General features: G+C 40.4%; 13 protein-coding genes. 7 read left to right on the top strand and 6 right to left on the bottom strand.

Annotation, left to right across the window (positions count from 1 at the left end):
* Positions 1–318 precede the first annotated feature (318 nt).
* The 3 genes from OC25_RS21025 to OC25_RS21015 form a co-directional block, all read right to left on the bottom strand.
* The gene (locus OC25_RS21025) at positions 319–822 is read right to left on the bottom strand and encodes a dihydrofolate reductase (RefSeq protein ID WP_039480081.1); all 504 of its coding nucleotides are present in this window, start codon (positions 820–822) and stop codon (positions 319–321) included.
* A gap of 83 nt (positions 823–905) precedes the next feature.
* Positions 906–1277, bottom strand: a complete 372-nt coding sequence (locus OC25_RS21020) for a four helix bundle protein (RefSeq protein ID WP_039480078.1) — start codon at positions 1275–1277, stop codon at positions 906–908.
* A 97-nt stretch (positions 1278–1374) separates the two neighbouring features.
* Positions 1375–2169 carry a thymidylate synthase gene (locus OC25_RS21015; RefSeq protein WP_039480077.1) on the bottom strand — a complete coding sequence of 265 codons (795 nt, stop codon included), beginning with the start codon at positions 2167–2169 and terminating at the stop codon, positions 1375–1377.
* Positions 2170–2667: 498 nt separating this feature from the next.
* Here OC25_RS21015 and ispE point away from each other — a divergent pair, with 498 nt between their 5' ends.
* From ispE to OC25_RS21000, 3 genes are all read left to right on the top strand, one after another.
* On the top strand, positions 2668–3471 hold the full coding sequence (gene ispE, locus OC25_RS21010) for a 4-(cytidine 5'-diphospho)-2-C-methyl-D-erythritol kinase (RefSeq protein WP_039480076.1): 804 nt from the start codon (positions 2668–2670) through the stop codon (positions 3469–3471).
* A 72-nt stretch (positions 3472–3543) separates the two neighbouring features.
* Positions 3544–3960 carry an OsmC family protein gene (locus tag OC25_RS21005; protein WP_039480075.1) on the top strand — a complete coding sequence of 139 codons (417 nt, stop codon included), beginning with the start codon at positions 3544–3546 and terminating at the stop codon, positions 3958–3960.
* A 162-nt stretch (positions 3961–4122) separates the two neighbouring features.
* Complete coding sequence (locus OC25_RS21000) at positions 4123–5289, top strand: trans-sulfuration enzyme family protein (protein WP_039480073.1); 1167 nt, start codon at positions 4123–4125, stop codon at positions 5287–5289.
* Between the two features lie 73 nt (positions 5290–5362).
* Here OC25_RS21000 and OC25_RS20995 read toward each other — a convergent pair whose 3' ends face one another.
* Positions 5363–6619, bottom strand: coding sequence for a hypothetical protein (locus tag OC25_RS20995; RefSeq protein WP_039480070.1), 1257 nt, complete (start codon positions 6617–6619; stop codon positions 5363–5365).
* Positions 6620–6788: 169 nt separating this feature from the next.
* Between OC25_RS20995 and OC25_RS20990 the strand changes: the two genes are divergently transcribed.
* The 4 genes from OC25_RS20990 to OC25_RS20975 all read left to right on the top strand — a co-directional run bounded on the left by OC25_RS20990 (position 6789) and on the right by OC25_RS20975 (position 11093).
* Positions 6789–9041 (top strand): family 20 glycosylhydrolase, encoded by a 2253-nt coding sequence (locus OC25_RS20990; protein WP_156131551.1) that lies wholly within the window; start codon positions 6789–6791, stop codon positions 9039–9041.
* A gap of 33 nt (positions 9042–9074) precedes the next feature.
* Entirely contained in the window at positions 9075–9758 is a 684-nt protein-coding gene (locus tag OC25_RS20985; protein WP_039480067.1) for a DNA alkylation repair protein, read from the top strand.
* A 186-nt stretch (positions 9759–9944) separates the two neighbouring features.
* Complete coding sequence (locus OC25_RS20980; protein ID WP_039480066.1) at positions 9945–10667, top strand: pirin family protein; 723 nt, start codon at positions 9945–9947, stop codon at positions 10665–10667.
* Between the two features lie 129 nt (positions 10668–10796).
* Positions 10797–11093 carry a response regulator gene (locus OC25_RS20975; protein WP_039480230.1) on the top strand — a complete coding sequence of 99 codons (297 nt, stop codon included), beginning with the start codon at positions 10797–10799 and terminating at the stop codon, positions 11091–11093.
* 57 nt (positions 11094–11150) lie between these two features.
* Here OC25_RS20975 and OC25_RS20970 read toward each other — a convergent pair whose 3' ends face one another.
* Both OC25_RS20970 and OC25_RS20965 read right to left on the bottom strand, forming a co-directional pair.
* Positions 11151–11552 carry a GxxExxY protein gene (locus OC25_RS20970; protein ID WP_039480064.1) on the bottom strand — a complete coding sequence of 134 codons (402 nt, stop codon included), beginning with the start codon at positions 11550–11552 and terminating at the stop codon, positions 11151–11153.
* Between the two features lie 100 nt (positions 11553–11652).
* A complete protein-coding gene (locus OC25_RS20965; RefSeq protein WP_039480062.1) occupies positions 11653–11934 on the bottom strand; it encodes a LapA family protein in 282 nt (93 codons plus the stop codon).

The raw sequence follows: 11934 nt of genomic DNA, 5'->3' as shown, positions 1-11934 counted from the left end.
TAATTTTGTCTTTCGCTGTTTTTTAACAAGTCGGCAAATCTAATTAAATTTTTAAATTATAGAACCCCTTAATTGATAATTTATTAAGATTAGTTTCTAAGATAGAATTATCTTATCAAAATAGTCCGGAGTCGGGAGTCCGAAGTCGGAAGTCTGGGCGCATAAAGTTATCGAATATTAACGCTGTGTGCTCAGTGTTTTTCTCTGTGGGCTCTGTGATTAAATTTTAGTCCGGGGTCTGGGCGCATAAAGCACACGTATAGATAAACTTTGCGTGCTTTGCGCCTTCTTCTCTGCGTACTTTGCGGTTAAAACAGCTTATTTCCTTTCTAAAACTTCAAAAGTGTAATCGTATTTGTTCTTTTCGTCAGCCTTGTGTGGATCTGAGCTGATTACTGTCCATTCGCTTCGATCAAAATCCGGGAAAAATGTATCGGCATCAAAATTATGGTGAATGGTTGTAAGGTACAATCTATCTGTTTTAGGCAAAGCCTGCCTGTAAATCTCCGCTCCACCCACAATAAATACCGGTTTTTCTTCGGTTTGGGTAATGGCTAATGCTTCATCCAGGCTGTTTACTACTTCTGCTCCCTCAATTTTTAAGCTGGCATCACGTGTAATTACAATGTTGCGGCGATTGGGTAAAGGTTTACCAACAGAATCGAAAGTTTTACGGCCCATAATAACGGTATGCCCACTGGTGGTTTGCTTAAAAAACTTTAAATCGGCTGGCATGTGCCATAAAAGCTGGTTGTTTTTGCCAATGGCGAAATTTTCGCCTACTGCTACAGCTATATAGATATTTTTTGGTTCATTAGTCATTGGTCATTTGTTTATTAGTGTCTGCATGGTGTATTAAAGCCTGGGGTGCCCGGAAATATTCCAAACTATGCATCAACGATGAGTTAAAATTTGTTTAAATTGTTACCAATATATTTAATATAAGCATTTAGCTTTAAATGGATTGTTTGTAATTCTGTATAAAGTTCCGAATAGCAATCTTCAGAGATCAGATTCCTGTTTTTCGATTTTCTAAGAAATGACTTTACTTCTAAGAGAGAACCCCTGCTATAATAACAAAAATTTTTGTTCTCTTTAAAATGATACCGGCCATATCCTTCGGCAATGTTTGCACTGATAGAATCAGCCGCTCGGCATATTTGTTTTCCTATGGTATCTTTTGCGAAATAATTCCATCCCATAACAATGTTCCAGATTTTATCAGAGAATAATTCTGATAAATTATAAACTTCCAAATCCTCCAATCTATAATTCATTCTTTTCGATTTAAGTGAATTTATATCGGGACGATCTAAAAATAGGGATATTCATTTCTGCATCCAAACAAATGGACTAATGACCAATGAACAAATATTATACAGCAACGATTCCTTTAATATGCGGATGCGCTTCGTAGTTCTCCAAAGTAAAATCTTCAAACTTAAAATCGAAGATGCTTTTAACATCAGGGTTGATTTTCATGGTTGGAAGCGGCTTAGGCTCGCGACTTAATTGCAGGTTGGCCTGTTCAATATGGTTGTTGTATAAATGTGCATCGCCAAGCGTATGGATAAAATCACCAGCTTGTAAACCGCAAACCTGTGCTACCATCATGGTTAACAAGGCATAAGAGGCAATATTAAAAGGTACGCCCAGAAAGATATCGGCACTGCGCTGGTAAAGCTGACAGCTCAGTTTGCCGTCGGCAACGTAAAACTGAAAAAAGGCATGGCACGGTGGCAGGGCCATATTTTCGATTTCGGCAACGTTCCAGGCCGAAACAATAATGCGGCGCGAATCTGGATTGTTTTTAATCGTGTTGATGATATTGGTAATCTGATCAATGTGTTGCCCATCGGGAGTAGGCCAGCTTCTCCATTGCGAGCCATAAACCGGGCCCAGGTTGCCATCTTCATCAGCCCATTCATCCCAAATGCGAACACCATTATCTTTCAGGTATTTAATATTGGTGTCGCCGGTCAAAAACCAGATTAGTTCATGGATAATAGATTTTAAATGCAGTTTTTTGGTGGTTACCATCGGAAAACCCTCTTGCAGGTTAAAACGCATCTGGTAGCCAAAAACACTGATGGTTCCGGTTCCTGTACGGTCGTGCTTTTGCGCGCCGGTATCCAGCACATGCTGCATTAAATCTAAATATTGTTTCATACTGTTCTGATAATTTACAAATATCTAAAATTTATCAGGTGTTATAAATCAATTTTATAAACACTAGGCATTTACTAACATTTGGCTGATAATTGTTTTTTTTGAAATGAAAGTAAAAAGGTAATGGCGGTCTTTCGTCCTGCTTTCCACTTCAAGTCCTCACTCATACTTCGTTCCGGGCTTTGCGTTTCATCCGATAGCTATCGGATCAGGTTTATGATTTAGGGTTTGTGCAAACCGGGCATAGGTGCAGTAATTAGCCCATTAGCCCCGGGTGCAGCGTTACCCTGCAGTGAGGAGGCACGACGAAGCGAAGCGTAAAAGCGGAACACGGGAAGAAAGGAAATAATAGCTGCTGTCATTGCGCTTCAAAACATGAATATAAAAATACGGCTAAAGCTCATGGAGTAAAAAACACTTTGTATGTTTGCAAAATGAGCCAATTGCTGGTTTTTGCATTACGGACTCAGGACTTAAGACTTATGACTCAGGACTAACATGCTAGCTTTTCCCAACGCAAAAATAAACCTTGGCTTAAACATTACCGAAAAACGGACAGATGGTTACCATAACCTCGAAACGGTATTTTACCCGATACAAATTAAAGATGCGGTAGAGATTACCGATGCGCCAGTAACTTCTTGTAAAATTCATGGTATTGATATTCCAGGCAATGCAGACGATAATCTTTGCGTAAAAGCATACCATTTAATTGCAGCCGATTTTGAAATTCCCCCTCAACGGATTGATTTGTTTAAAAATATTCCCGTAGGGGCCGGTTTAGGTGGTGGTTCGGCCGACTGTGCTTTTGTAATCAAATTAATTAACGATAAGTTTAGCCTTGGGCTTTCGGTTTCGCAAATGCAGGACTATGCGCGCAAGCTGGGTGCCGATTGCGCTTTTTTTGTTGAAAATGAACCAGTATACGCATTCAACAAGGGCGATGAATTCGAGAAATGCGAAATCGATTTGTCAGCCTGGTATAAAGTTTTGGTAAAACCGCCTGTACACGTCAGCACGGCCGATGCTTATGCCCATGTAAAACCGCAAAAGCCTTTGCAATCATTAAAAGAAATCATACATTTGCCTCCAACAACATGGAAAAATAAGGTTATCAACGATTTCGAACCATCGGTATTCGCAAAGTATCCCCAAATTCATCAAATAAAAACCAGTTTATACGATGCAGGCGCAACATTCGCTTTAATGAGTGGTAGCGGCTCGTCAGTTTTTGCGATTTTCCCCGAAGCGGTTAAATTGCCCGGACTGGAGCAAGACAACTTGGTTTATTACAATATTTAAATAAGGTAGAAGGTTTAAAGGTAGATGGCTTAAGGTCTTGATACCCTATACTTACGACCTGGAGCTAACAACATGAACATCAATCTGATCCGCAAAAGCGGTAAATTTAATTTTGAGGCAGAAAACGAGAGCGGTTTTACTGTTGAATTGGATGCAAAAGCTGCTATTGGCGGCGAGGGTAAAGGTTTTAGACCAATGGAAATGCTTTTAATTGGTTTAGGTGGTTGCAGTGGTATAGATATGGTAAACGTACTGACGAAGCAAAAAGAACCCTTAAACGACATTAAAATTGCTATTAACGCAACGCGTAAAGACGAAGAAATGCCCCCGATTTTTGATGTAATTGATATCAATTTCGAGCTTTTCGGCGATTTAAGCGAGGCTAAGGTACAAAGAGCGCTGCAAATGACTTTTGATAAATACTGCTCGGTATCGAATATTTTAGGCCGCTCGGCAACTATTAACTTTACTTATAAAATAAACAGATAGAAAGGTGAAAGTTTGATTGTATCAAGTATTTAGTATCAAGTATCTAGTATCAAGATGGACTTTAAGAGGTTCTTGATACTTGCTACGCATAACTTGATACTGATTACTCAAATCTTGCTACTCAAAACTTGATACTTGTTACCCATAACTTGATACTTAAAAATGAAATCCGAAAATTTTGAAACCATAGCTATACGCACTCAAACCGAAAGAAGTTTACATAAAGAGCACTCGGCGCCTATTTACCTTACTTCGAGCTACAAGTTTGATGATGCGGAAGAAATGCGTGCTTTATTTGCCAACGAAAAGGAAGGGAATGTTTACAGCCGTTATTCAAATCCAAATACCTCAGAGTTTATCGAAAAAATGTGCCTTTTAGAAGGTGCCGAAGATGGTTTTGCCACTGCAACAGGTATGGCGGCCATTTTTACCACTTTCGGGGCTTTCTTAAAAAGTGGCGATCATATTGTATCCAGCCGTTCGGTTTTTGGTTCTACGCACCAGTTGTTAACCAATGTGTTTTCGAACTGGGGGGTAACTTTTGACTATGCCGACCTGGATAAACCAGAGGATTGGGAAGGCCTGATTAAGCCCAACACCAAAATGATTTTCGTAGAAACCCCATCTAATCCAGGTATCGATATTATAGATCTTGAATTTTTAGGCGATCTGGCTAAAAAACACAATACTTTACTGGTAGTTGATAACTGTTTCGCTACACCTTACCTGCAACAACCTATTCAGTTTGGGGCACACATTTCTATTCACTCGGCTACTAAATATATCGATGGACAGGGGCGTGTACTCGGTGGTATTATTTTAGGTAGCAAAGCGCTGATTGCTGAAGTGGTTGGTTTTGCACGCCACAGTGGTCCGGCTTTATCGCCTTTCAGTGCATGGGTTTTATCTAAAAGTTTAGAAACTTTGGCTATCCGCATGGATCGTCATTGCGAGAATGCCTTGAAAGTAGCCGAATACCTGGAAAAACACCCCAAAATTAAACTGGTTAAATATCCTTTTTTACCATCGCACCCGCAGTATGCAATTGCCAAAAAGCAAATGAAACAGGGTGGTGGTATCGTAACCATCGTGGTTGATGGTGGTATTGAGGCTGCCCGTAAATTTATGGATGGTTTGAAAATGTTTTCGATCTCGGCCAATCTGGCCGATACGCGTTCGATTGCCACACATCCGGCAACCAGTACGCACAGTAAACTTACAGAAGCGCAACGCAACGAAGTGGGTATTGAGCAGGGATCTATCCGTTTATCAATCGGTTTAGAACATATTAATGATATTTTAGCTGATATTGAGCAGGCTTTGGCTTAATTTATAGCCGGAAATAAAATAACAAAAAGGGAGATGCTAAAAACATCTCCCTTTTTGTTTCGTCTCAAGTTTGCTATTCGTATTTCGAGAAATCTACAGCAAATATGCAACGGTTGACCTGGCTACCATTTTTAGCCCCGGCATTCGGTTCAAACTCTGTTAAACTCCATAAATAACCGTATTGCGCTTCAAAATACAATGATTCAGCTCCATAAGGCCATCTGTATCGGGTGGTATTGGTATCACCATCAGTATACCTGGCTAAACGGGCTGTCGATCCGTACGATTCGCTTGGCGACCCGGTACAAGAAAGCCAGGTTCTGTTGCCTTTTCTAAAAACACCTTGTATGCCATGTGCGTGATCGGAAGTAAATAAGCTGTTTTTAGGGATTACCGTTTGAATGCCAGAGTTTTGCAATTCGCCTGCTGTGTTAATCGGAAAACCGAAAATTTTGGGCACAATCGATGCATCTGCGCTGCCGGCATAGTATTGGCCTGTCCACAATTGGTTGTTTTCGTAATTTACCTGTACGGTAGAAAATGGATCGGCATCGTTGATTTTATAATAACCTACCTGTGGCAGGATGTAACGGTAATTAAAAGCATAAAGATTACCGCTGGCATCTTTACCACATTTGGTTTCAGTACCCGTTCCGCTGGTTACTTCAATAATTTTATCCAAATCAAATACCCTTAATCCAAGGCTAGTACTACTTAAATAAATTTTTCCGTTAAAATAGGCTATTCCACCGGCATGTACATTCAAGGGAGCGTAAGTGCCATATTGCGTGTAATCTAAAGTGCCGGTAGGTAGGGTAGGTTGTACCAGTAAAATATGTCTGTAAGTTAAGTACGTGGCGGAGCTTGGACTAATGTCGATCAGGGTTATTCTCGATCCTTTACTTTCGGCCGCATCTTTAGCATACCAGCTTACCAGTAAATAACGCACGCCATTTCTGGAGAAACCGGCAATTCCCTGCGGGCGCCAGATCGATGTAGTTTCGTCGTCTTCATTCCATCTGATTCCGCGTACCCTGTTTTCTTCCGGAATGTTAAATCCGTATACCTCGGTGTAGGCACTGCCGCCAATGGCCACACGGTTTTTATCAACCTGTGTTGGGTTTAAAAAAGTAAATCCGGTGTTAATGTAAGTCGAAGTATTGGTGTAAGCATTAACGCTTGCTGCAGCGCTGGTTTCGGCTGCTGTAGCCATAAGGCTGTTTTTCTTTTGGCTTGTGGTGCTGGCTTGTTCTTCGGTAAGCGTGTTCTTTTGACAGGAAACTGCGAACAGGCACAAAGCCAACAGTAACGGGAGCATGTTTTTTTTCATGATTTTTCTAAGGTTAACAGGTTGTAGGGGTACAAATTATACTGGTATAATCCCAACAAGTTCGCAAGTACATATAAACTTAAAAATCAAAGCATGTTAAGGATTGGTTATATTTAAGCTATTCTCCCTGAAAAAACTATATTTGGCCGACGATCAAAATGTTACCTCAATGAACATCAAAAAAATCAGCGCATTGCTGGGCTTAGCCCTTCTGCTAACTGCCAAATCGAACTTTGCCCAGGAGCTTGCTATGCTTCCTCAGCCAGAATCTGTTAAAACCCTTCAGGGTAAATTTGTTTTCTCAGGAAATACAGTCATTGTTGATCATAAAGAAAGTATTTTTGCCATTGCCGTTGCGGAAATTAAGCTGTTGAAGAAAGATAGAGCTGCCGGGTTAAGCAATCAACTGGTTTTTACCAAAGATGTCAGCTTAAAGCCAGAGGCTTATCGCTTAAAAATATCGCCCAAACAAATAACTATTGCCGTTAATGATAAACTGGGGGCTTTCTGGGCAGTTCAAACGCTTAAGCAGCTGGCCGGAACAAGTGCTTTTAAAAGCAAAAATACCTGGGTATTGCCAGCCCTTGAAATTAACGATCAGCCTAAATTTTCATGGCGTGGTGTGCATTTAGATGTTTCGCGCCACTTTTTTGATATGGCTTATTTGCATCGTTTTATAGACCGGCTTTCGTTTTATAAGTTTAATAAATTTCACTGGCACCTAACTGATGATCAGGGTTGGCGGATCGAAATCAAAAAATACCCCGAGCTTACTAAAGTTGGTGCCTGGCGGAAATTAAATAATCAGGATTCTACCTGTTTAAAACTAGCGGAAACCAATCCAGATTATAAACTGCCCGAAAAACACTTCAAGGTAATTAACGGCGAAAAAATGTATGGTGGTTTTTATACCCAGCAGGAAATCCGCGAGCTGGTAGCTTATGCAGGGGCTAAGGGGATCGAAATTATTCCCGAAATAGATATGCCCGGTCATATGCAGGCAGCTACCAGGCAGTTTCCGTGGTTAACTTCTACCGGCTCGGTTCAAAAGGAAAAAAACTTTACCGATCCGATTTGTCCATGCAAGGAAACCACTTTTGAGTTTGCTGAAAACATTTTTAAAGAAGTTGCGCAGCTGTTTCCATCAAAATATATTCATTTAGGGGCAGATGAAGTTGAAAAAAGCGGCTGGAAGAATATTCCGGAGTGTGAGGCCTTAATGAAACGTGAAAACTTGAAAAGTATTGATGAGGTACAAAGCTATTTCGTTAAGCGGATGGAAAAGTACTTCAATAGCATGGGTAAAAAATTAATTGGCTGGGATGAAATTTTAGATGGTGGTGTTTCCCCAACCGCTACCCTGATGTATTGGCGCACCTGGGTGCCCACAGCGCCTAAACATGCAGCAGAAAAAGGGAATTACATCATCATGACCCCTGGCGAATTTTGCTATTTTGATGCACAGCAGGATGCGCATTCGCTGCAAAAGGTATATGGTTTTAATCCAAGAGGATTTAATCTGAATGAGCAAGAGCAGCAATATGTGTTAGGTGGTCAGGCAAATCTATGGACGGAGTACATCCCGTCTGAACAAAGGTTAGAATACATGCTTTTTCCTCGTTTACTGGCCATGTCTGATGTTTTATGGGGGCATCAGCAAAATTTCGAAACCTTTAGCCGCAAAATGGATCAGCAGTTTGCTGTTTTAGACGCGATGCATATCAATTACCGCTTTACCGATCTTAAAGGCTTTGCCGAAAATAATGTTTTTTTGAAATCTGCGAACTTGAATATCGAAGCCCCTAAAAATGCGGTTGTGCATTATACTACCGATGGAAGTGCACCGAAAATTAGCGCTCCTAAATACACCAAACCAATCTATATTGATAAAACCCAAACGATAAAGGCAGCTATATTTGGTGCTAACGGCAGGATGGGCGATGTTTTTACAGCAAATTATGTGCAAACGGATTATGTTGATGCGGTATCACTTAAAAATCCAAAACCTGGCTTAAATTTTAGCTATTATCCTAAATTTTATAAAATGGTAAGCTTAATTTCGGAGGCTGATAAAACTAAAACAGCAACCACTGCAGCGATCGAAATCCCGGTTGAAGATAAAGCCGGAAGTTTTGCTACCCGCCATAAGGGTTATTTTTATGCTGCAGAAGATGGTATTTATTCATTTTTTCTCCGTTCGGATGATGGCAGTGTGCTGAAAATACAAAACAAAACCCTGGTTGATAATGACGGAATGCACTTTGCAATCGAAAAATCAGCTCAAATTGCACTTAAAAAAGGTTATCATCCGTTCGAGTTGTTGTTTTTAGAAGGTGGAGGCGGTTATACCTTGCAACTGGAGTATAGTGTTGGTTCAGCTAAACGCAAAGCCGTTTCTGCCGCCGATTTCGTTGTGGAATAAAGGTATTATGCTAAATTTCTAAAAAAAATAGCCATGAACGATATCGAATTTATCCTTTCGGAGCTGAAAAGTATTAGCGAGCCTGGTTATTTAAAGAAAATGGCCCATTTTGGGATCGATATTTCTAAAGCTTATGGCATTCGTGTGCCCAATATTCGCAAACTGGGTAAGCAGATAGGTAAAAATCAGGAGTTGTCGTTATTGCTTTGGGAAACGGGTTTTCATGAAGCGCGCCTGCTGGCAACCTTCATTGGCGATTATAAACAAGTTACAGAAGCGCAAATAAACGCCTGGGTAAACGATTTCAGTTCCTGGGATATATGTGACCAGGCTTGCGGAAATCTTTTCGTTAAAACGCCTTATTTTAAGCCGAAGGTGCTGGAGTTTACGCAAGCCGACCCTGAATTTGTAAAACGTACCGGTTTTGTGCTCATGGCCGAGGCTGCCGTTCACCTTAAAAAAGAACGCAACGAAACCTTTCTGGCTTTTCTGCCCATTATTGAGCGCGAAGCTTACGATAACCGCAATTTCGTGAAGAAAGCCATTAACTGGGCCTTAAGACAAATTGGAAAACGCAATGCCTTTCTGCATGAGCATGCCATTGAAACAGCCAATAACATTCTTGCCCAAAATAACAAAAAGGCCAATTGGGTAGCTTTGGATGCTTTAAGAGAACTGAACAGCGATGCGGTACTGGCCAAAATTAATAAAGACTAAAGAGAGGCGGAAGGCTGGAAGGCGGAAGGTTGAAGGTGAAAGACTAAAGCTTAAAGACCAAAGGTTAAAGGTTTAAAGAGCACTCCAAACTCCCGGCTAAAAACTCCAAACTTCTTTCTTATCCTACATCAATGCACAGGTGCTGGCGTGGTATTAACTTTGTATCATAAACAAGAAAGGAAATTTATGTCACAGTTCATTTTGCACAAAGAAAACACCCGCGGTCATGCTAATCATGGCTGGTTAAATGCACATCACTCATTCAGCTTTGCTAACTATTACAATCCTGAAAGAATGCACTTTGGAGTTTTGAGGGTTTTAAATGATGACTTGATAGATGGTGGAATGGGCTTCGGCGCTCACCCACACGATAATATGGAAATCATTACCATTCCATTGGCTGGTGCAATTGCGCACAAAGACAGCATGGGCAATTCTGCTGTAATTAAAAGCGGCGAAATCCAGGTAATGAGTGCTGGTACAGGTGTAAGCCACAGCGAGTTTAATGCCAACGCCGATGAGGAACTGAATTTATTGCAGATCTGGTTATTTCCTAATCAGAAAAACGTTACACCACGCTATGATCAAAGAACTTTGGATGTAGCTGCACGTCACAATAACTTTCAGCAAATCCTGTCGCCAAGTGCCAGTGATGATAACGTATGGATTCATCAGGATGCCTGGTTCTCTTTAGGTAAATTTGATGCCGGTTTCGAAACTGAATACAAAATTAAAAAAGCAGGTAACGGGGTGTATGCTTTTGTAATCAATGGCGAGGTAACCATTAACGGTCAGGTGTTGAGCAAAAGAGATGGATTAGGTGTTTGGGATACCGACGCCATTAGCTTTATAGCAAACAGCGCCGATGCAGAAGTGTTGTTGATGGATGTACCGATGGAGTTAAACTAATTTAGAACGATCGTCATTTCGACCGTAGGGGTGAAATCTTTTAGTAGAGATTAAAGGTTTCATCTGGTGTACGGTTGGAATGGCGATTTGTTTTTTAAGCTTGATGAATTAAATTTAAAAAAAAGAATTATGCAAACCACTATACTTTACATCGGCCGTGATGCCGAAATTACCATTGTAATGGAACGCCTGCTGAATGCGAGACCCGAATGGAAAGGAATATGTGTATGTACGGATGAAGAAGCTGTTGCTCTTTGCGAAACACAAAACCTCGACCTGGTTTTGCTGGGAAACGGAATTAACGCCGAATGCGAAAAAGTGTTAAGAGCAAAACTTACTGCGCTTCAGCCAGGTTTAAAAATCGTCCAGCATTATGGCGGAGGGAGTGGACTGTTGTACGGGGAGATTATGTCAGCACTAAGCTAGAATTTCTATAATGATAGGATTTTAGGATATGGAGCGTTTACTGCCAGGGCACAAATCTTAAATATTATTGCCGAAATTTTTGTTGTCCGGGTGTTTTGTATTGTAAACTCTTTTGAAAGTTAAACTCCTGCTCCCAAAATTAATTAATAGCCCAACAGGGAGTTTATAAGCCTCAAGATAATTGATTGCTTGAGCAAGGTGTGCATCATTTAATTCTGATACCGCTTTCAGTTCTAACATAATGTTGTTTTCAACAAAGAAATCAACTCTTCGGGTTCCAATCTGGATGTCATCGTAAAAAATGGTCATCGTCATTTCTCTTTTAAAACCCAATCCCTGTTTCTTCATTTCAATCGCCAGGGCTCTTTGGTAAATTACCTCTTGAAAACCAGAACCAAGAAAACTATGCACTTTCATTGAGCAGCCGATAATCCGCCCGGTTAAATCACCATATTTCATAGTAATAAATAAAAATTTACAATAAGAAATAGGGATTCTCTTTCTAATCTAAGATAGTCTATAAAATCTTAAAATCCAACTATCCTAAAAATCCTGTGTACTAGCTAATATAATCCCTGTCCTCGTCACTCAACTCCTTTTTGTTTCCGCTGGTTTGCCCTTTGCGTTCAATCTCATCATCATAACTGCTTACCGTTTTTTTCGGTCTGCCCACAATAAAACCGATAATGAAACCGATGATAATGCAGACGCCAATAACCAGAAGTTTTGATACGGCAATAGTTGTAACCAGGAAATCAAAATCCACAGGTTCGGTATTGACCATTAAAAAAATGGTTAGCAATGCAGTCAGGATAATAATCGAAATTGTTTTTGCACTCAT

Origin of the sequence: Pedobacter kyungheensis (assembly GCF_000812965.1) — a bacterium.
Lineage (GTDB): Bacteria > Bacteroidota > Bacteroidia > Sphingobacteriales > Sphingobacteriaceae > Pedobacter > Pedobacter kyungheensis.
The sequence above is the reverse complement of the archived record's forward strand: the minus strand, read 5'-3'. Positions and strand labels throughout refer to the sequence as shown.